This window comes from Butyrivibrio sp. FC2001, assembly GCF_000424125.1.
GTDB lineage: Bacteria > Bacillota > Clostridia > Lachnospirales > Lachnospiraceae > Butyrivibrio.
The window spans coordinates 98,901-121,273 of record NZ_AUJH01000016.1 but is presented as its reverse complement, the minus strand read 5'-3'; the positions used below and the strand labels follow the sequence as shown (position 1 = coordinate 121,273).

The following is a 22,373-nucleotide window of genomic DNA, read 5'->3' as shown; positions in this document are numbered from 1 at the left end:
AATAGTGGATATTTGAGTTGTAAACTAGAACGTCACTTTAGTTAAAATAGAACCTTATTTGACATAGATTATGAGAGAAGAAATATTAGAAAAAATCAGTGCACTCACTCCTGAAGAAGAGCAGCTCTTAAATGGAAAATCTGACATATCAAAGGAGCTGTACACTTCAGAAGATGAATTTATCGTGGACAGTGCAAGACTTTTGGAAAAAGGCAAATACATCGCCATCAGGCCACACACAAGATTTGCCTATTTTCCAGTTCACAGACATAACTACATAGAGATGGTGGTGATGGTAAAGGGCCAGCTCACTACGAAAATCGTGGATGGCGACACCCTGTTTCTTACAGAAGGGGACATCCTTCTTATGAACCGCCATGCGAAGCACGAGATCATGGCCTGTGGCAGAGATGATATCGCCGTAAATATCATAATCCTGCCGGAATTTTTCTCGCGAAATGATATTGCCTATGACAGAGAGAACATTCTGCGGGATTTCATAATTTCGTCTCTGTCTGAGAAGAAAAGATACAGCGATTATCTCCTCTATCACACGAAGGGTATGATCACTGTTGAGAACCTCCTCGAGAATCTGATCTGGACTCTGACCTCCGATTCAAGTGGCATGAATCAGATAGTCAATTCCACAATGGATCTGATTTTGATGAACCTGTCTGCTCTCTCCTCTGATACACTTAAGGACATGAGCACTAAGTCCCAGCAGGTCACCATCAAGGCCCTGGAATACATAGATCACAATTATAAAAACGGTACCCTTGAGGAACTGTCTGCAAACACAGGCTACTCCACTGCTTACCTGAGCAGACTTCTTAAAAGCAACACCGGTAGTAATTTCAAGCAGCTTCTTCAGACCAGAAAGCTTCAGCAGGCAACCTATTACCTCGAGAATACAACTCTCACAACCGAGAAGATCATCGAAGCGATCGGCTACGAAAACAGCGCATATTTTTATAGAAAGTTCTCAGAAAAATATGGCTGCTCACCAAGAGAATACAAAAAGCTAAACGCAGCAAGACACTAGCCACCATCCAAAAAGGTCCTACGGGACGGAGTTCCTGGTCCACTACAACAAACAACAAAACAACACCGGAGAATATTATGCAAGCATATACAACCTACGGAAAATTCCAGAAAGAAATGAACGCCTACTACAAGCGCACAGGATCAAAGCTTCAGTTTATCGAAATGATCCAGCGCATGGAGGAAAAAGGTCTTCTCGATAAAACGCCTACCCGCGTGCATATCCCCGAAGATGCCATGGCTATGAATGATGATGATTTTGACAGGGTTGTTGATAACATTCCTCTCAATTTCACACTCAACACCCCTGTCCATACCGAGGTTGGAGAAGAAAAAATCATTCCTCAGTTCTATGACGTTTTCACCATACGCCATCCACGTCTCACCAGAAGATATCCGCACAGACACAATTACTTTGAAATGGATTTTGTGGTTAAGGGAGAAGCCCATTTCATCTTTGAAAATACCGAGCACATCATGCATGAGGGAGAAGTCTGCATTGTTGCCCCCGGCTCCAACCATGACCTTGTTATCGAGGACGAAACCTCCATCGTTTATACCATTTGTATCAGAAAAAGCACCTTCGAGAGCACCTTCGTTTCCCTGATGAGTCATCAGGATCTTGTATCAGGCTTTTTCAGAAAGATTCTAAGAGATGATGACCAAAGTAACTATCTGATGCTCTTTACAGGCAACAACATGGAGTGCCGGATTTTTTTAAGAAAGCTTCTCATAGAGTCAGAAAATCCAGATGAGTACAGCAACAGCTGCAGTGTCGCACTCATAAATCTGTTTTTCACTAACCTTCTGAGAAACTACAGTAAGACCATCGCCTTCTACAACTATGAGCTGGGCTCCGATTTCTCACTGGTACTGCAGTACATTCAGCACAACTATCAAACCCTGACCCTGGCGGCTCTTGCGGAATTCTTCCATTACAGCGAGACTCATCTAAGTACACTGATAAAGCAGAACACAGGCAAAAATTACACCGAGCTCATAAAGAATCTGCGCATGAGGGATGCTCAGAATCTCCTTCTAAACACCAATCAAAAAATTGGCGAGATTGCAGAGGAGACAGGCTATAACAGCGCTGACCATTTTTCCAGAGTCTTCAGACAGACCTTCGGTATCTCCCCCGCGGACTACAGAAAACACAACAAAAAAGAAAGCCCCTTCATACCATTCCAATCAGAAAGCGGCGAAAAAGCTTGATATTATAAAAAACCTCACCCACAGGATACATCCCAGTGGAGTGAGGTTTTTTCAGCATATTACCATCTCATGGTATTACATATTTTTTCAATTACTGGCTTTGCGGCATCGGGGTTAATTCCGAGGAAGAACAGGAAGGGGAGTTCGCTCAGTGTGCGATTTGCATTTTCCTTATCACCACCCTTGATCATCCCATAAGCGGCAGGAAGTTCTTTTTCAAGAAGCTTCATGATCTCCTCATCTCCTGCGAGCTCGCCAAGGCGGGTTTCGGGGCCATATACACATCTGTAATCCCTTGATGGCATATAGCTTATCTCATAGCTTCCTGCTGTGAGAGTAACTGTACCATCATCCTTTATTTCAGAATCGACAAGACCATCTACACACAATCTGTCTCTTGAAAAACGTGGCAGTGTGACCGTAGCCTCTGCGTTAAAGGGAACCTCAACCTTAAGTGTGAAAATTCCATCCTCTGCAATTTTCCAATCTGATACATATTTTCCTGCAGCAGTAGTCATCTCAGTTTTAAAGAATCTGAATCTCATGCTTGGCTTTGGAGCTATAACAGCCTTCTTAAATCCTGGAGTAGCAGGTCTTATGCCTCCTATGTATTCATACATAAACTGCACTATAGTTCCGTAGGAATAGTGATTTAAGGAATTCATGCCGTCCTTACAAAGTGTACCGTCAGGCATAACTGAATTCCATCTCTCCCAAATTGTGGTAGCTCCGAGATCTACGCTATAGAGCCATCCGGGGAAGCCCTCGTTAAACAGGAAGTGATAAGCAAGGTCCATTCTGTCAATCTTAGCGAGGGTTATGCAAAGGAGCGGCGCTCCAACAAAACCGCATTTTATCTGATAGCAGTCTCTCTTAAGTCTGTCCTCAAACTGTTCTATCAGCTTATTTCTGTCTACAAAGATATCAAATGCGAGCGCTACTACATACGCAGCCTGTGTATCACAGGAGAGTCTTCCTGAAGGTGTGAAGTACTCATGTAAAATCGCCTTCTTAACCTTAGCAGCCAAGACGGCATATCCTTCAGCATCCTCCTTTTTACCAAGAAGTTCTGCCATCCTGGCCGTTATCATTGTGGATCTGTAGTAATAAACACAGGCAAGATAATCATCATTTGTTCCGCCTTTAAAACTCTTCTCGGTAATTCCATCAAGGCCAAGCCAGTCTCCGAACTGGAAAGGAAGTGAAAAGGTTCCGTTGTCTCCATGCTCCATGTCGTTGCGGTGCATGTACTCTACCCAGCCCTTCATCATCTCATAGTGCTCTTCGATATCTGCGGCTGAGCCATAGGTATTGTACAGAGTCTCAGGTATTATCGTGCTCACATCTGACCAGACACTTCCTACTCCCGCAAGATTGCCTGCTGTGTTTGGAAGGAAGCTTGCAACTCCGCCATCATGACGCTTTGCATCAAGGGCAAGGTCTCTAAGGAACTTTTTATAAAAAGCTCTCGTATCCATGTTGTAGCTTGCTGTCTGTGAAAATACCTGAGCGTCTCCGGTCCAACCAAGGCGCTCATTTCGCTGAGGACAGTCTGTGGGCATGTCCAAAAAATTGGACTTCTGTCCCCAAATGCAGTTCTCATATAATCTGTTTATCTTTGCATTACTGGTCTCTATAAAGCCTGTTCTCTCCATATCTGAATAGAGAACCTTTGAACGGATCTTATCAGTCGTAAGTTCTATCGACTCCGGCCATCCCTCGATTTTCAGATACCTGTATCCAAAGAAGGTAAACCTGGGATGCACTGTTTCCTTTCTTCCATCAGAAACATATACAAACTGTGAGCGTGCCTCGCGGTAATTCTCATTAAAGAAATTCCCCTTAACCAAAATCTCACCGCAGGAAACAGTGAGCTTTGTTCCTGCAGGAAAATCTGCATCTATCTCCATGATGCCGGCGTGGTTCTGCCCAAAGTCAACTACAGTCTCACCTGCGGGAGTGTGGATTATATCCTTTGCCTCAAGAACCTCTTTAACCACAACCGGAATGCTGTATCTATCAAGAAGCTTTTTGCCTGTTTCTATTTCTACCGCATTACCGATTTCGTTGATACCTGCTGTTCTGTCCAGGTCCTCACCATAATAGATACCGGAATCTGTCACATCATTTTTAGAAACCTTCCATGAACTGTCTGTGCCAATAACCTCATTGCTGCCATCAGCATAGGTAACCTGAAGCTCTGCAATAGCAGCCATTCTGTCACCGAAGTTGTGTCCACCCTCAAGGCCGAAGTTACTCATATACCAGCCCTTCGCAACCTGAATACTGAGATTGCTATCAGCCTTTATCTGCTCAGTAACATCGAAGGCAATAATCTGCATTCCTGTCTCATAATCGTTGATGTAGGGAGTGAGGATTTCGTTACCGACTTTCTCCCCATCAAGATATGCCTCAAACACACCCAGGCAGCTCACATAGAGCCTTGCGCTGACAGGCTTATCCTTAAGTGACAGCTTCTTTGAAAATACGGGATGACACTTTTCACCTTCAGGAGCAGCTATCCATTTTCCTTCCCAGGGCTCTTCCATCTTACCTGTCTCGAACCACTGAATATCAGATGTGGCAGTTTCACCGTTGTCGCCTGCGACAGTAACTCTCCAGAAATATCTGGTGCAGGGGCTAAGCTCTATATCAATGACTTCACCTGTCTGATCGAGCTCAGCTGATTCCTTTTTATATAAAATCTGTGAAAAGTCTCCATCAGCAGAAACCTCAAGCACTCCATTTTTAAGAGAAACCGCCTTTGTATCCTCCACATTCCATGCTGCAATTATTTTCTCAAAGCTAAATCCCAAGGGATTAACCACGCCATTAATTTTCGTTCTGGTAATTCTCATTCTGCACTCACCTTCCATTAGCCATAGCCGCTACTGCAAAATTCTTCTTTCTATAATCAGTTAATTTCTGTTCTCCAAGGAACTGTAGGCTGGGCCTTACACTTCTCTCCCTAGTCTGTCTGTCCACACCTATAAGTCCAAAGCGCATTGAATAGCCACTCTGCCACTCAAAATTATCAAGAAGTGACCAGTACATGTAACCCTTCACCGGAATTCCATCGTTTATGCAGTCCCTGACACCTGCAAAGGCTCTCTTAATAAATTCTACGCGCCTTGTGTCATCATCCGTTGCAATTCCATTTTCTGTTACAAGTATATCACCCTTAAATGCTGTATGTACCCTGCGAATTACATTAGGAAGTCCCTCAGGATAAAACTCGTAGCCCATCTGAGTGAGCTCAGCTCCCTCCTCAGGAGTAAGCTCACCCTCACTTCCAAACCTGGTTCTGGTGTAGTTCTGAACGCCAAGAAAATCATCATCTATAATTGCAGGAAGAAACTCCTCGAACTCATCATGCCAGTCTTTTTCTGCTCTCTCTTCTCCGCCTTCAACGCACTGAACATCACGAAGGCTAAGGGATAATCCGACCTTAGTGTCCGGAAGCATTTTATGGATAACATCTACCGCTGCCCTGTGTGCATCCATTATGATCTGATTACCCTTAGGAGATCTTGGCGATACGAAAACTGCAGGCTCTTCAACTCCAAATACTTCCAAGTTTTCCCTAACCTTTTCCTCCTGCTCTCGTTTCATCTCTTCGATGTTTAATCCTATCTGTATTGATGTCTGCTCCTCATTCTGTTTTTCACGCTGTTCCATGGCCTGACGAATATAAATAGAAATAAGATTACCCATGTTTGCTTCATTTATGGTGCAGATATATTTGATATCTTCATTTGACAGATTTTTGGCAACATACCTGGTGTAATTGACAAATGCATCTATTACTTTCTCTGATTCCCAGCCGCCCTTTTCAATAAGCCACTTGGGTGATGAAAAATGGTGAAGTGTTATCACAGGTTCAATTTTGTTTTCCTTGCAGAAGTGAACCATATCGAGATAGTGCTGCATTTCCCTTTCATCAAAAATACCTTCTGAAGGTTCAATCCTTGCCCACTCGAAGGAAAAACGATAAGCATTAAGCCCTGCCTGTTTTAATAAAGAAATATCTTCCTTATATCTGTTGTAGTGATCTGCAGCGACCAGGGATTTTTCAGGATATCCACCATACTTCATCTGCTCCATAGCCCAAATGTCACTGTTTGTATTATTTCCTTCAACCTGATGTGCCGCAGTTGCTGCACCAATTAAAAAATCTGAATTTCTCATTTTAAACCTCACTTATATTATTAAAAAGTTGCCTACAGCTATTTTGCGTGCTGCAAGCAACTTTTATTGCTGACATTTTTATCACACTGCTTCTTTATTAACTACTTCTTCTGAATGCATTTTTCTTTTCATCTCTTCGATCTCATTCTTGTACTTCTTGATAGGTCCGAAAACTACGCATGCGATTACGATAAGACCTGTAATGCAGGGAGCTCCGAACTTGATGAAGTTAAGTGCAAACATTGCTGACTCAGGCTGCTGTCCAACAGCTCCTGCCACATATCCTGACATAGCAAGTATTGCGAGGATACCTGAATTAGTTACTGTGTTACCGCACTTCTGAGCAAAGCCCTTGATTGATGAAACCAGGCCGTTTGCTGACTTTCCTTCCTTGTACATAATGAAGTCGATTGTGTCGTTTACAAGGATGTTGACAAGTGCGTTCTGCATAGCGCCTGTAACTGAACCAATGAATGTAAGTACGCACAGGAACGCAAAGTTAGATTTTCCAAAGAAAAACAAAATCAGGTAAGTCACGATTGTTGCTGCCTGTGAGAAGCAAAGAGCTCTCTGACCTGTCTTAAAAATCTTAAGCACGATAGGCATTGCAACTACCATTGAAATAAGAGCACCGATTGAGATAACACCCATGTATACAGGAATGAGATCAGGTCTCTCATAGTAGTACATCATGTAATAAACAGATGATGCGAACATAAGTCCGTAACCAACTGAAGCCATAACCCAGGCGATAATGTTGGGATAAACCTCCTTGTGCTTAAGCACCATTCCGATTCCTTTCATGGGATTTTTTTCAGGCGCTGAGAGATATCTCTCCTGTCCCTCTGATGTCTTGAAAAGTCCCCAGAAGGATACAAATGCCAGAACTCCGCAAACGATCATGAAAGGAATATATCCGTTTGAAAATCCAAGTCCGTTAAAGAAGCCTGTAATATTCTGTGTGAAGGTATTACCGATTGTGAATGCGAATGCGCAGCATCCTGCACCCATGGTAATGATCTTGTTTCTCTCCTGATCCTTCTTAACAGCAGCAGGGAGAATTGCCATCTGCGGCATTGTGTACATGGTAACTGTCATTCCGTAACCGATGTACATAACAAGAATATAGATTGCTTTTGCAGCACTGCTTGTAAATCCCCAGTCTATCCAAACCATGGTAGCAAAAAAAGTAAGCAGTACCGGTGCAAATAAGAAATAAGGTCTGTAGCGACCGATCTTTGTGTGAGTGTTGTCTGCGATTACGCCCATGATAGGATCATTTATCGCATCCCACAATGTTGCGATGAACATGATAAGCGAGCAGGTAGCTGCAGGTATTTTCAGATTATCCGTCATGAAAGGTGACAGATAGCTCGCCAAAACTGCAGCTATCATCATTGCTCCGCCATTTACTGAAGTAGCATGGAACCAGCTAAAGGCCTTGCTCACTTCCGAAGTATTTTTAGTTTTTGCCATTGTATTATTCCCCATTGTCCTTCTCCTTTATTACAATGTGTTTTACTGGATAAGGGAATAATATCATCGGACGTTTTATGTCTCCATGTAATATCTTTGACAACATCCGACATTTTTTAGATGAATTATTTATCAAATATAGATAAGGCGCCCCTCTTCAAAGCCCTTGATTCCCATTCCGGGTTCATCCGAAACTGTAATTACTTTCAATACGAACATAAAAACGAGCAGTGTACTTTAATTTGTACACTGCTCATAATTATTTTTATATCATCTCCTTAGTTAAACTTCAGAGAATCGATAATTCCTGCAAGCGCATCAGATACCGGCGTATCAATCTCATCATCACCGCATCCTGTCATAGCGAGCATTGCTGCAAATGTAAAAGCGATTCCGATTTTTGAAATGTTCTTTCTCATATTTTTTATCCTCCTCAGATAAGAAAAACTGTTTTATTTAACTTTCTGAGTTCAGTATAAACACCCCTGTCCAACAAATGTCCCTCAAGGATAAAAATATTTTCAAAATTTTTTATCGCCCTGAAAAGGCGCATATATCTGTTTCTTACGCGGAATGTGCCATATCCCCAATCTGTGCGGTATACAGATGATAATAATCACCCTTCTTTGCCATGAGTTCCTCATGGGTTCCGCACTCTGTAATTCCGCCATCGTTTATGTACATGATCTTGTCACAGCCCGTGATGGTGGATAATCTGTGGGCGATAATGAAGCTTGTTCTGCCTGAGAGCATCGCATTAAGTCCGCGCTGTAAGTCCTTCTCAGTCTGAACGTCTATACTTGAGGTTGCTTCGTCAAGAACCATAATCCTGGGATCAGATATCAGAGTTCTCGCAAAGGATATAAGCTGCTTTTGTCCCTGTGACAAAAGTGCACCTCTCTCCTTAACCTCTGTGAGGTACCCCTTACTTAAGCCTGTTATGAATTCGTCAGCGCAGACAGTTTTTGAAACCTCTTTAATCTCCTTATCTGTGGCATCGAGCTTACCATAGCGAATATTGTCCTCAATGGTTCCTGAAAAGATGAAGCTGTCCTGAAGCATGATTCCCATCTGATCACGAAGTGATTTAAGGGTCACCTTGGAGATGTCCTGTCCGTCGATCAGAATCTTTCCACTGTCCACGTTGTAGAACCTTGAAACCAGGCTTACGATCGTACTCTTACCTGCCCCTGTGGGACCAACAAGAGCAACTGACTCACCGGGCTCTACAGTAAAGGACACGTCGTGTAGAACCTCCTTACCCGCTTCATAGGAAAAGGATACATTCTGAAATTCCACTCTGCCTTCTACGGGCTTCAGTTCAACAGCACCGGGTTCATCCTTAACTGTCACAGGCTCATCCATGGTCTCAAAAATTCTCTCAAGGTAAGCGATATTATTTATAAAGCCGTTAAAGATATTACCAAGGTTCATGATAGGCTGCCAGAATCTTGAAGCGTAGCTCGATATTGCAACGATGGTTCCAAGGCTCTGATGTCCGTTTGCGAATAACACAAGTCCGAAGAAATAAATAGCTGCTCTTACAAACACAGATATAGTGTCGATTCCGGGCCACACCAGAGTACTGTAGTAGATGGCCTTCATCCAGGTCTTTCTGCAGTCATCGGAGAGACCTCTGAAAATTTTTGCATTTTCATCCTCTCTTGCAAATATCTGTGTGATCCTGGCACCCACGATATTCTCCTGAAGATAAGCGTTCAGGTTGGAATTTTTATTGGACACCATCTGCCATGCCCTTCTCTGTCGGTTCTTGATCCAGAACATGAAAACCATAAGAATCGGAACACCTGCCATTACCACAAGGCTAAGCTGCACATCCACAAGGAACATGAAGATTATGATAAATATCAGGTTCAGGAATTCCAGCACGATATTTATAAGTCCGTTACTTAGCATATCCGAAACGGAATTTACATAGTTTACTACTCTTACAAGAATCTTTCCGTGAGGTCTGTCGTCGTAGTACTGAAACGGCAGTTCCTGCAGGTGCCTGAACAGATCATTTCTTATCTGGTAGATGATATCCTGACTCACATTCACCATGATTTTGGATCTTATCAGTGAAAAGAGCATGCTAAGCACATAGAGTACAGCGGACAATATCACCAGCTGGAACAGCATCTGTCTGTTACTCTGAGGTATCGCTTCATCAAGCGCTTTTCTTACTATGACCGGATTTACCAGTGCCGTGATTCCTGCAATCGCAGATAACACCAGTGCCACGATCATAGCTCCCAAGTGTTTCTTAATATATCCCGAAGCCCGAAGCAAATGCTTTATGTCAAAGGGCTCCTCCAATAATTCATCCTGTTTATATGTATTTCTGGCCATTTTTTATGCCCCCATCTGAAGTTTTACAAGCTCAGCGTAGTAGCCGCCTTTTTCAATAAGTTCCTCATGTGTACCACGCTCAGTTATCTCACCGTGCTGCATGATAAGTATCTGGTCCGCATCCTTGGTGGTGGATATTCTCTGGGCGATTATTATCTTGGTGCACTTAAAATCAAGATCTCTGAGGCTGTCCTGAATAGCTTTTTCAGTCTCAAGATCAACCGCTGATGTCGTATCATCAAGTATCAATATCGAAGGTCTGACAGCAAGAGCTCTCGCAAGAGATATTCTCTGCTTCTGTCCGCCGGATAATCCGACTCCTCTTTCGCCGACTATTGTTTCGTAGCCTTCCGGCATTTTGGCGATAAAGTCAGAGGCCTGAGAGTACTTTGCATACTTCATGACATCCTCCTTGCTAAGAAGCTGATCACCGTAGGCGATATTGCCGTCGATGGTGTCTGAGTAAAGGAGCACGTCCTGAGTAGCCAGTCCTATGTTTCTCCTAAGCTGGTGCAGAGAAATGTCCTGAACATCAACGCCGTCCACAAGGACCTTTCCTCCTGTAGGCTCGTAGAATCTTGGAATAAGGTGAATCAGTGATGTTTTACCACAGCCTGTCTCACCCATGATAGCGATGGTCTGCCCCGGCTCAGCGGTAAATGAAATGTTCTTAAGAACAGGGAGCTTACCATCAGAGTACTGGAAGCTCACATCCCTGAACTCCACCCTGCCATCGAATCTGTTGGGCATAAGAGCTGTATACTCCTTATCCACGATCTCAGGCTCTGAGTAGTAAATTTCCATAACCTTAACTGATGCTGCGGAGAATCTCTGGAACTCGTTCATTACGTTACCGAGCTGTCTCATAGGGTTGGCAATAGCCCAAATCAGACCTGAAAAGGCAACGTACTCACCCATTGTCATCTGACCGCCCATGAGGAAAAGTCCGCCCACCAGAAGAAGGATAACGGGAAGCAGATTTGCAAAGGTCTCTATAACAGGGAAGAACTTAAGCCATATCATGGCTGTTTTCTTATTGGTGTCCCTGTAATCCCTGTTGCACTCGTCGAAGGTCTCTATCTCGTAGTCCTCCTTGGCAAAGGCCTTAACAACACGGTTACCAGATATGTTTTCCTGAGCCATGGTGTTCATCTTCGCAAGCTTTTCCCTGAGGAGTGCATGCATGGGAGCAACCTGCATCTTAAAGGCCATTATTACAAAGAAAATAAACGGAGCGACTGCAAGAAGGCACAGTGCCATCTTCCAGTTCATGAAAATAAAGTAGATGCCCACAGCAAGAATCAGAGAAAATGCTTCAACAACCATTCTCACAACCCATGCGATCATGTGTCTTACAGCATCAAGGTCTCCGGTAACTCTTGTCATAAGGTCACCTGTCCTGTAGGTGCTGTAAAACTTCATGTCCTGTCTTTGTATTTTGTCGTAAATGAAATTCCTGATCCTAAACAGAACTCCCTGGGATACCTTCTCATATCCCACGCAGTCCACGTACACGATGATTACCCTGAGCAGGGTAAAGGATATCATCATGAAGATCAGTCTGTAGAATTCATCGGAATGCGAGCCAAAATAAGCCCTCGCCTCCGGCCCGGACAGAAACTTATCAACTATCTGTGCGGAAAAATAGGGAACTGTAAGCTGCATCATGTTGTAGACAAATGTACCTGCTACAGCCAAAATATAAATCGCCCTGTAGCCCTCCATATTGTCCCACAGCCACTGCAGTCTGGTTCTCGGAAACTGCCAGTTTTTATCAGCGCTTTTCATAATTCTCCTCCAAAACTTTTTTAGCGTTAAAGGGTATTTAATCACGCTACAAGACATAATTCTAACCATTTTTTGTCATGCCATAATCAATTTTTGTCGTATTATTAGCAAAAAACACCATCGAGAGGGTATTCCTTACCTCGATGGTGTTGTATTTTTATTCGTATCTGATATTAGTCAGTGCTACCTGGTCACCTGAAAGTGCAACATATATCTCTTCCTGAGTATCAGGAACGATAGTCACGTTTCGTATTGCAATTCCGCCATTTTCTGTGGTAATCGTAACCTTATTGCCTACGCGCTTAAAGTTAACCTCACAGTCATAGCCCTTCTTATTAATCTCCTTCCAATCATCCCAGGATTCGAAATCATCCAGAAGGTTAGTAACCATTTTATTTTCAGATGAGCCATTGGATGCCCAGTGTTCTCCATCAAGTCTGACAAGCGAAAACTCTCTGTAGTTTCCTCCATCTACCTTTGCATCATCTGAGTAAAACAGAATGATGTGCGGGCAGTGCCATACTCGTCTTGAAGTCGGAAGACTCATGGTGTGGAACTTGAGCTTCATACCATCTGTAACTGCATGGCCATCGGTAATTGCAGAATGGTAATCATCAACCTGAATGCTGGGTACATCGCCCTCAGGGCCATCAAGATAGCTGATCTCCTCAGCAATTCTGGGAATGTAGGTGCTTCCAACCTCCTCCTCTGACTGGTCGATCGATACATCTGTTATGTGGCAGTGCTCGCCAGTAAGTGCCAGGTACAAAAATCCTGATGAATCAGGAAGCGCTACAATAACTTCAACCGTTCTGTATCTGCATACGATTCTTATAAGGGCATGATCCTTATACTTAACAGCTTCGACAACAAATTCTGTCTCGCCTTTTTCCTTCTTAAGAAGATCAAGCTTTTCCTTATCGAAATTCCTTACCTCGGTTCTCATATCTCTGGCATTTCTGCAGACTGTTTTGCCGTCAAACCAGATATCACCATATTCGTGATAATTAAACAGCACTATCTTCTTTTCATTGGTGTAAATATGTCCGTCAAGTGAGTCAAACAGGAGAAGTGCCGGCATTGTGATCTGACCTTCCTGAACATCTCCCGGTCGGCAGTTCATGTGAATCTTAGTTGTCTTCTTGGTAATAAGTATTCCGTCTGAAATATCGCTTCTGTATTCCTCGGGATTAAGACCGCTTTTTCCGGAAAGCTCCTTAACCTCTGCTCTCTCCTTCATCTGATAGTTGGAATCCATGTCGATAAGATAGAGCATAGTCTTGGCAAACCTGGGGTCAAACTGAGTTCCGGTTCCCTTTATTATCTCCTCGCGAACCTTCTCCTGTGGAACAATATCCTTATATTTTCTTGTGGAGGTCATGACGTCATAGGCATCTGCAACCGCAATAATTCTTGCAATTTCAGGAATGTCATCACCCCTCAGGTTATCAGGGTAACCCTTGCCGTCATATCTCTCATGGTGATATCTTGCACCGATACGAAGATACGGGAAGCCTGTGATACTCGCCAGGATGTCATCACCGATGAGAACATGCTGCTGGATTTCCTCGTATTCATCATCTGTAAGCTCACTGTTTTTCAAAATGATCTCGTCAGATATTCCTATCTTACCAACGTCATGAAGAAGTGCTGCGTAGTAGACTTCGTCGCATTCCTTCTCGCTCTTTCCGTTCAGCTCAGCAATTTTTCTGGCGTACTCAGCCACTCTGGAGGAATGTCCGTGGGTATTTTTATCCTTGGCATCGACTGCGTTTACCAGAGCTCTCGCCGTCTGTTCAAACAGGGTCTGCATACTCTCACGCTCATTTTTCAGGTATTCGATCTCTAAGGTATTGGCGCGGTTAGCCGTCTCGTAGAGTTCCATCAGTGAAAAGGTGTAAACTACCACGATCATCAGCGTGCAGGCGATATTTATAAGAGCAAGTCCATACAGGAAAATCTGCGCAATAGCAGCAATAATCGGAACTATCGGGAACAAAAGAAGGGCAACTCTTACGCGTTCACCGAAGTATTTGTAATAGTGAATGATAACCGTCATCTGAATCACCAGCGACAGTATAGGGAACAGGAAGCTTAATAGAAATCCCGGAGCCCGCTGGTAGCGGTTAAACTCATCCACTGTATAATAAAGTCCTGTAAACTGGGAAATTATAAGAAGAACTTCTCCAACAGAAATGAAGATTTCTACAAATCTCAAACGGAGGGGTGCGTCTTTAAGTCCGCCCTCAGTTTTAAGCATATTGGAAAGATACAGATTAAAAGCGTGAACGATGGAAATTGTAAAGAAATAAACTAGGAAATTACATACACGCACCATCCAGAACGCCAGGGTGGACTGATCTCCGCGGTACATATATGCAAATCTGTCAGCCAGCAAAAGAAGCATTCCTGACAGGGACAGATACACAACATAGCCCTTTCTTCTGCGAGGCATGTTCTGCGACATCATTGAAAAAAAGGAAATAATTCCGCAGATTCCACTTAAGAAAAGCATTATATCCTGTTGGTTCGCCCTAAAAAACTCTATCATTACCATACTCTCCAATAAAAATAATCCCCTATCTATGAAGTATAGAGGATTATTCTTAATTTTTAAAGGAGTTATGTATGTAAATTCAACTTATTTTTAATTTATTTCTTATCTCTGACAATAGGCTCAATCTGAGATGTCAGATTATCGATGTGCTCGAATACGCTACTCTTTGTCGTTCCAAGAGCATTTACTCTCTCAAGCTGGCTTACAAGGGCATCATACTTATTGTTGATATCCGTGAAGCTGTTGCCGATTCTTCCAAGCTCATCGGATGCTGCGTCAGCTGTATCAGCAATCTCCTGCTGAACTGCATTTGCTCCGTTTGCACTCTCGATGATCTCATCGAAGGTTGCATTGGTCTCCTCAACCTCCTGGATACTCTTATCCATGGCAGCGATTGAATTCTGGATGTTTTCAGAGAGTCTCTCACTTTCCTGTCCTGCTGCATCTATGGAAGCATTAACCTGGCTGATCATTACCTTGATCTCATCTGCCAGCTCTCTAACCTCTGTTGCAACTACGGCGAAGCCTTTTCCTGCAGCACCTGCTCTTGCAGCCTCGATTGAAGCATTAAGGGCGAGGAGGTTAGTCTGTGTTGCGATTCCGATGATCTTTTTCATGTAATCGGAGATCTGATCAACGGCGTTCTTGAAGTTTTCATAGCTCTGGGTCATCTCATCAAAGGTTGCTCTAACCTCATTGGAGCTGTCCTTAAGCTCTGCTACCTTGTTCTGTGCATTCTGAACGCTGTTAAGAATATTTACCTTAACATCCTCGAATTTGCCTGCGCTTTCATTGACAGCTGCAAACATCTCATTGAAGGCATCCATCTCGCTTCTCAGCTGAGTGTTACTCTCAATTACGTTCTCAACGGCTTCTCCCATATCATGGATTTCCGTAAGAGCAGTAACCTCATTATGTACAAGCTCTTTCTGGAAGTTCTTTATAGAATCGGCAATATAGATAAGGGAATCTCTTTTTTCCGCATCGATTTCTCCCTTTACCGGCTGGACTTCGGCTATCGGTTCTTCTGTTTTCTTTTTAAAGATATCTGTAAGCATATTATTCTCCCTCTGTATATCATTCAAATACAACGCATGTCATCGTCTGATTTACGAACTGGCTGTTATAATGCTCTCCAAATCCGATAAGTCCGCAGGATGGTCCAAGGGATGCTACCTTATTAAGATAAGTATTCATCTCGCCTCGTCCATTTAATACAAGATAACGGAATATGCAGTTTACGGAATAAATGCCTGAAATCCTGCTGAAATCGCTCCTGATCCTGTCTATGGTATGCTGAGCAACTTCCATGGGTTCCTTCATCTCAAGGAGTGTGAGAATGTCAGAGTCATTGATCTGTCTGTAAAGTATAAGTCCGCTTCCTGAAACGTCCTTAATAGAGCATATGCACACGTCTTTTCCGATCATCTTTCCAAGAGGATTCTGGAAGGTCTGGTCTATGATCTCCTTATCGGTTTTTACTCCGGTGAGATCCATATAAACCTGCTTTGCAGAACGGCCATTAAGCTCTCCAAGATAATACTTTGCCTTATCTGTCTTGGATGCAACCAGCTGTCTGTTATCCTTGGGCTCGTAGATATTCTCCTTATAGGTCTTAACCTTTCCGCCCTCATTTTTGATGACTGCATAGGTCATTGCATCTTCATATACCTTACCGTTAACGGAAACCTTGCCGGCATCACCAGTTGCTCCCATAACCTGAAGACTATATTTATCAATAAGTCCTCTAAGGGTTGTAAGAACAGCAGCATCATTTCCTGCACAGAAATCAATTATCGCTGTATTCTCCTTACCGGGCTTAATCTCTTCTATATTCTTCTGCAATCTGTGGATATAACGGGCAGGCATTTTTGATACGTTCTCAAGGACTCCAGTCTTCACCTTTACGCCTTCAGTAAAAGCGGTAACTAAAATGCCCTTCTCGAGCATAGCTGAATCATACGACATTCCGACACAGCCGATACTGGGAACACCTGGGAATTTCTTTTCAATCTCTGCTACGCTGGCATCAAAATGGTCAGCGTCACAGGTAAAAATAAGTAACTTTGGTGCCGTCACTCCTTTTACAGCTTCAGCCACATTTGCTGATGCACTTTTTCCGTTTATCATTTTCATAAGGCATTTTCTCCTATAAATTTGGAAACACTGCATATGCTAAAAATAACGCTTACTCCAATAATAATTTTATCATCATTATATTATGAGTAACAATGCCCTAAAAACTATATTTCATTAAACAATCTCTTAAAATTTCATAAATTCACCCCAAATGTGGTAAAATTATAGTGTAAAAATTTAATTATTAGGACTATTTAAGCTATGCCAAGAAAAGACAACAATGCTTTTTACCTAATTAGATATTTCGCTGCCTTCTGCGTGATGTGCCTGCACTTCACCGGATACATGCGTATTCGCGTGCCTGATCACTTCGGTACCATCAGTGTTTTCAGGTCTGCAATCGACTTTTATCAGCCAACAGTTATCCTGTTTGCGATAAGCGGTTTTCTTATATCCGCATCGCTCGAGCGCTCAGGTCCTGATGCTGCAGCCTTCTTCAAAAAGAGGTTCCTTCGTCTGTACCCGGAGCTATGGCTCAGTATGGCTGTTTATCTTGGTGTGCTGTTTCTGGTTGTTCCAAAGAAGTTTGATCTATCAATAATTCCCTGGATTTTCATTCAGGGTGTAGGCTTTGCCCAGACGCCCTATTGTATGGAGAAATTCGCCACAGGCAGCATAAATGGCCCCATATGGTACATTACAGTCATTATCCAGCTCTACATCCTTATATTTTTGTTTAAGCTTATTACGAAAAATTCGAAGTCACCACTCCTATACGGAGTTACCTGCTTCATCCTTTCTCTGGGTAATATAGCTGCCTTCTTTTGCAAGGATTCGCTCTCAGAGATGGGACAGAAAATCCTTGAAAGAAGCTTTATTCCTTACGCAGTGTGGTTTTTCATAGGTGTCCTCTGTCAGACCTTAAGGCTCTATAACAGGAACTATACGAATCTGGTTCTTGCTATTTTGTTAATGCTCCACTCCGTCATAAGAATCACGAGATTTGGAGATCAAGGCTACTACACAGGACTTATAACAGGCATGGCCGCAGCAGCTATTGCTGTCCTTGCAGCCCACCTCATTCAGCCTGACAAATTCAAGCCCTTTATAAAAAAGCTCCTAAGTCCTCTGGAAAAAATTGATATAACCTACGGCATGTATCTTTATCACTGGCTTTTCCTGAATCTCCTTCTTCACTATAAGCTCTACGATAAATACCATTGGACTGTATGCTTTTTAATGTACCTTGCGGCAACTCTTATATTTGCCTATGCTTCCCACAAGGTTTGCAAAGTAATAATGAGTTCCATAAAAAGATAAAAGCTTCCCGTATCTGATATGTGATTCAGATATGGAAAGCGTTTTAATATCATAGGAAATTGCTTTCCTATGATATTAAAACGCTCCGCGTGGATGCGCACTCGCGCGAATGGAATATGTTGCATTCTGCAACCGCGCTCGGCGCGAGAATTTCGCATGCGAAATTCTTTCTTGGTTTACATTATGCACTTAAATCTGCTGTTTACTACTTCTTTAACAGGAGTATTTCTTCTGACAAAGTCTATTACGAGATCAGGCATCTCCTCAGGATAGGTCCTGATGGTAGGACAGTTACCGATGCACTCATATCCGCCTGTTCCTGTAGCTCTGTAATTACTGGTTACAAGCGTGTATTTATCGGTATCTGACAGCTCTGTTCCGTCTATCTTTTTCATAACCACAACTCTGTCTCCCACAGGTCTTCTTAAATCAAACTCATACCAGAGACCTGCATAGAAATCGTAGTTATAATGCTCTACCTTGGGCTGAAGGAACACATCTGAGATCTTAACCTCACCGCTTGCTTCATCATAATCGAAGTACTCGGCGCATCTCTCTAACGCTGCCTTAAGGTCAGCCTTGGTAACCTCCTTGACCTCCTCGGTGTTGGCAAACTGGTATATTCCAAGAACATCCCTTACAGTGATCTCCTTGTGAAGTCCAAGGGGCTCATTTGCAAGGCTTGTGCATGAAAAATCAGCACCAGTGAGCTCTAGCTGAACCTGATTGAAAATTGATGCAACCTTACTTCCGTAAAGGGCTGCGTCAAGCTTTGCCTCGGGCAGTATCTCCTCTTCAAGGCAGCCTATGGGCTCATCAAGCCACACCTGAAGTTCTCTGTTCATATCCTCCATGAAGCTGTGGTCACCTATTATCTTCTGATATTCTTCAGGATCCTCACAGACTGTAACGAGATCTGATGTTACAACATAGCCGTTTGTTGTAAGAGCTGCTCCCTCTTTGCTAATAGCTTCATCAGCCTTAGTAACTTCCATCACACAGTACTTCATAGCCTTGTCCGGAGGCTGTACTCCATAGGTTCCATCCAGCATTACACCATCTACAGACATGTGCTGATGTCCCGTGAGAATGATATCAAAATCAAGCTCTCTTGAAATTTTGCATGCAAGGTTCTCTTCAGTCTCTGAGAGCTTCTCACCTGACTTAAGGTCCTCCTCGAAGCCGCCGTGATAGATGCAGACAGTGATGTCTGAGAGAGGCTTTAATTCCTCAAGTTCCTTTGCAAGTGCGCTTACAGGGTCTGTTATAGTAAGCTCAGTTAAGTTCTTCTCCTGCTCCCAGACATTTACATAGCCTGTGACAGCGCCGGTTATTCCAACCCTTGTGCCATCCTCCAGAGTGTGAATCACATGTTTCTTAATTCCAAGCTCTCCTCTCTTATCCTCTACGTTTGCGCAGATAAGAGTTGCCTTCATAGCCTTTGCAAAATCAGCGATGGCATCGTAGCCAAAGTTAAAATCGTGATTACCAAGAGTGTAGTAGTTAAGTCCCATGGCATTGAAGCCCTCAGCCATAGGATTAAAATCGTACTTATCCATTCTTCCAAGATAGAATGCCATGAGCGGTGTTCCCTGAAGGCTGTCACCACCATCGATAACAAGAGTATTGCCGTCGATCTCATTTTTTATCCTGGATGCTATACGAAAAAGTCCTGAATTCTCCTCTTTATCGGTAGCATAGTTTATTGGATATACATGTCCGTGTGTATCTGATGTAAAAATAATCTTCATTGAATTCCTCGCCTAAGTCCAGTTAACGCCTTCCCTATAAAGAGAAGGCGTTAATATTTTAGTTTTTATCCTCTTGTAAGCTTAACTCTAATCTTGGTTGAAATGAACTCAATTACAAGAATGAGCACGATAAGTCCTGCCAGGATCGCACCTGCTTCGTTCCAGCGATAAGCGTTCATCGCGAAGATAAGAGGCGCACCGAAACCACCGGCACCAACCATACCAAGAATAGTTGCATCTCTTAAATTGATATCAAATCTATAGATAGCTGTTGATGCAAAGTTAGGAAGAAGCTGAGGAAGGATTCCGTAGCGGATCTTCTGCCAGGTATTGCAGCCTGCTGCATCAAGAGATTCTACAACGTGTGTATCAAGGTCCTCAATAGCCTCAATGTACATCTTACTGATCATTCCGACTGAGCAGACACCCATTGTAAGAAGACCAGCGAAGGGTCCGGGGCCTGTAACACGGATGAACATAAGACCGTAAACAACTGCAGGGATGGTACGAACAGCCATGATGATTATTCTTCCTGCAAAGGCAATCGGCTTGGGAGTAAGGTTTGATGCTGATATAAATGCAAGCGGAACTGAAAGGATCGCACCTACGATTGTTCCAAGGAACGCAATACATATTGTCTCAAGCATCAGGTAAGGAACTCCCTTAGTGGTAAAGTCAAAAAGGAATGAAAGATCAGGATTAAAAATACCTGCCAAAACATTCAGCGCTATCTGACCGCCATCCATTGTGGTTCCTGCCGTCTCAACAGCGGTACCACTCCATACCATAAGACCTACAAAAATAATTGCAATAGCAAGGTGATATATCCAGGTCTGGGGACGTTTATCATATGCTTCTTTTATTCTCTGATTCATATTTACCTCCCCTCCTTAGACAAGCTTCTTTCGAAGCATTCTGCTGATTGATTCGATAATAAATACAGCGATAAACAGCGCAACAAGTACTGTTCCAACGCTTGAATACTCTCTCCAGGAAATCTTCTCGTTAAGAACAAGTCCGATACCGCCGGCTCCAACATAACCAAGAACTGCTGCGTATCTTACGTTACCCTCAAAGTTGAAGAGGCAGTTTGAGAGATAGAAGGGAAGAACCTGAGGAACTATAGCTGAGATAAATGCTCTCGCTTTGGTAGCTCCCATAGCTTCCATAGCCTCAAAAGCGCCCATATCTACTGTCTCTATCTCCTCGTAGGTAAGCTTACCGATGTAAGCGAAGGAGAAAACAGCAATAGCGAAGGTACCTGCCAGGGTTCCAAGTCCGAACACGAGAGTTGCTACAAGAGCGGTAACCAGTGTAGGAAGAGTTCTGATAAGTGAAAACATAACTCTTACAACTGATACGACTACCTTGTTAGGGCACACATTTGTACTGGCAAGCATCGCAAAGGGAACTGAAATAAGAGCTCCCAGAACAGAACCAAGAAGTGACATCTTGATTGTATCAAAGAGAGGACCCATAACCTTTTCAACAAAGCCCATGTTAGGTGGGAACATCTCACCGAGAATTACGAAGAACTGCCCTATTCTCTGTGATAATATCTTCATGTCAAAGCCTGTGACTTTAACTGAAAGTATGCACATAAGAAGAATCAGTATAAAGTAAATCGGCATTCTGGATGCCTTCTTTTCTACAGACTTTCCATTAGGCAGTGTATATACTTTAGGTTTAAAAATCTTATCGTATACACTCATGCTGATCACCTCTTTTCATTATGGTCATTTGCATCGAGAACGTTGCCTTCGTCATCCACCTTACCGTTATAGATAGAAGCCAATACGTCCTTATCTACTTCAGATGCAGGTCCGTCGTAGACGATCTCACCTTCTCTTATTCCCACAACTCTTGTTGCATACTTAAGTGCAAGATCAACGTGGTGTATGTTTATGAGGATTGTAATTTTCATCTCCTCATTGATTCGCTTAAAGTCGTCCATTACCTGCTTAGCTGTAACAGGATCAAGAGCTGCAACAGGCTCATCAGCAAGAATAATCTGAGGATTCTGTGCAAGAGTTCTTGCAAGGGCAACTCTCTGCTGCTGTCCACCTGAAAGCTGATCGGCACGAACAAAGGCCTTTCTTAAAATGCCCACTTTATCAAGGCACTCAAGAGCCTTCATCTTTTCTTCCTTTGTATAGATACCGAAAGTGGATCTGAACCAGGACATATCAGGAACGAAAGCTGTAAGTACATTCTTTATTACAGTTGTTCTTGTGATCAGGTTGAAGGACTGGAAGATCATACCAATCTTTCTGCGAAACCTTCTGAGCTGCTTTCCGGACAGACTCATCACATCAACACCATCCACGGTGAGTTTTCCACTGGTAACATCGTGCATCCTGTTGATGGTACGAATGAGTGTGGATTTACCTGCACCTGAAAGTCCGATAATTGCTACAAATTCACCCTGCTCAATAGTAAGGTTTACATGCTTTAATCCCTCAAATCCGTTGGGATATCTTTTTCCTACGTCTTCAAACTTGATCATTGTAATTCTCCTGGCGATAAAATAAAGTTTTTGCTCCTATATAAAGGGGAAGGTATTTGATCACCTTCCCCTTAGTTTAAAAATTATTATGACTGAATCG

16 protein-coding genes are annotated in these 22,373 nt (G+C 43.0%); 3 read left to right on the top strand and 13 right to left on the bottom strand.

Features of this window, described 5'->3' with window-relative positions:
• Positions 1–70: 70 nt before the first annotated feature.
• Entirely contained in the window at positions 71–1,042 is a 972-nt protein-coding gene (locus G601_RS0110165) for an AraC family transcriptional regulator (RefSeq protein ID WP_026665274.1), read from the top strand.
• Positions 1,043–1,119: 77 nt separating this feature from the next.
• Complete coding sequence (locus tag G601_RS0110160; protein ID WP_026665273.1) at positions 1,120–2,256, top strand: helix-turn-helix transcriptional regulator; 1,137 nt, start codon at positions 1,120–1,122, stop codon at positions 2,254–2,256.
• Positions 2,257–2,315: 59 nt separating this feature from the next.
• On the opposite strand, the gene G601_RS0110155 is transcribed toward G601_RS0110160, so the two are convergent.
• The 9 genes from G601_RS0110155 to G601_RS0110110 form a co-directional block, all read right to left on the bottom strand.
• Positions 2,316–5,114, bottom strand: a complete 2,799-nt coding sequence (locus G601_RS0110155) for an alpha-L-rhamnosidase (RefSeq protein WP_026665272.1) — start codon at positions 5,112–5,114, stop codon at positions 2,316–2,318.
• A 7-nt stretch (positions 5,115–5,121) separates the two neighbouring features.
• The gene (locus tag G601_RS22830) at positions 5,122–6,444 is read right to left on the bottom strand and encodes a glycoside hydrolase family 1 protein (RefSeq protein ID WP_051205733.1); all 1,323 of its coding nucleotides are present in this window, start codon (positions 6,442–6,444) and stop codon (positions 5,122–5,124) included.
• An 81-nt stretch (positions 6,445–6,525) separates the two neighbouring features.
• Positions 6,526–7,935 (bottom strand): MFS transporter, encoded by a 1,410-nt coding sequence (locus G601_RS0110145; RefSeq protein WP_051205732.1) that lies wholly within the window; start codon positions 7,933–7,935, stop codon positions 6,526–6,528.
• Between the two features lie 263 nt (positions 7,936–8,198).
• Positions 8,199–8,339, bottom strand: coding sequence for a hypothetical protein (locus G601_RS26120; RefSeq protein ID WP_155834510.1), 141 nt, complete (start codon positions 8,337–8,339; stop codon positions 8,199–8,201).
• Between the two features lie 145 nt (positions 8,340–8,484).
• The gene (locus G601_RS0110130; RefSeq protein ID WP_026665270.1) at positions 8,485–10,272 is read right to left on the bottom strand and encodes an ABC transporter ATP-binding protein; all 1,788 of its coding nucleotides are present in this window, start codon (positions 10,270–10,272) and stop codon (positions 8,485–8,487) included.
• Positions 10,273–10,275: 3 nt separating this feature from the next.
• Positions 10,276–12,060, bottom strand: a complete 1,785-nt coding sequence (locus tag G601_RS0110125; protein ID WP_051205731.1) for an ABC transporter ATP-binding protein — start codon at positions 12,058–12,060, stop codon at positions 10,276–10,278.
• Positions 12,061–12,217: 157 nt separating this feature from the next.
• Positions 12,218–14,611 (bottom strand): HD-GYP domain-containing protein, encoded by a 2,394-nt coding sequence (locus G601_RS0110120; RefSeq protein ID WP_026665268.1) that lies wholly within the window; start codon positions 14,609–14,611, stop codon positions 12,218–12,220.
• Between the two features lie 101 nt (positions 14,612–14,712).
• Complete coding sequence (locus G601_RS0110115; RefSeq protein WP_035790621.1) at positions 14,713–15,675, bottom strand: methyl-accepting chemotaxis protein; 963 nt, start codon at positions 15,673–15,675, stop codon at positions 14,713–14,715.
• Between the two features lie 19 nt (positions 15,676–15,694).
• Positions 15,695–16,753, bottom strand: a complete 1,059-nt coding sequence (locus G601_RS0110110) for an FIST signal transduction protein (RefSeq protein WP_026665266.1) — start codon at positions 16,751–16,753, stop codon at positions 15,695–15,697.
• 204 nt (positions 16,754–16,957) lie between these two features.
• Between G601_RS0110110 and G601_RS24995 the strand changes: the two genes are divergently transcribed.
• Positions 16,958–18,016 (top strand): acyltransferase family protein, encoded by a 1,059-nt coding sequence (locus G601_RS24995; RefSeq protein WP_051205730.1) that lies wholly within the window; start codon positions 16,958–16,960, stop codon positions 18,014–18,016.
• Positions 18,017–18,192: 176 nt separating this feature from the next.
• Here G601_RS24995 and G601_RS22820 read toward each other — a convergent pair whose 3' ends face one another.
• The 4 genes from G601_RS22820 to phnC form a co-directional block, all read right to left on the bottom strand.
• Positions 18,193–19,767, bottom strand: coding sequence for a bifunctional metallophosphatase/5'-nucleotidase (locus tag G601_RS22820; RefSeq protein WP_035790620.1), 1,575 nt, complete (start codon positions 19,765–19,767; stop codon positions 18,193–18,195).
• Positions 19,768–19,832: 65 nt separating this feature from the next.
• Positions 19,833–20,642, bottom strand: coding sequence for a phosphonate ABC transporter, permease protein PhnE (gene phnE / locus G601_RS0110095; protein WP_026492570.1), 810 nt, complete (start codon positions 20,640–20,642; stop codon positions 19,833–19,835).
• A 15-nt stretch (positions 20,643–20,657) separates the two neighbouring features.
• Entirely contained in the window at positions 20,658–21,479 is an 822-nt protein-coding gene (gene phnE, locus G601_RS0110090; protein ID WP_026665265.1) for a phosphonate ABC transporter, permease protein PhnE, read from the bottom strand.
• A gap of 5 nt (positions 21,480–21,484) precedes the next feature.
• The gene (phnC, locus tag G601_RS0110085; protein ID WP_026492572.1) at positions 21,485–22,273 is read right to left on the bottom strand and encodes a phosphonate ABC transporter ATP-binding protein; all 789 of its coding nucleotides are present in this window, start codon (positions 22,271–22,273) and stop codon (positions 21,485–21,487) included.
• Between the last annotated feature and the right edge of the window lie 100 nt (positions 22,274–22,373).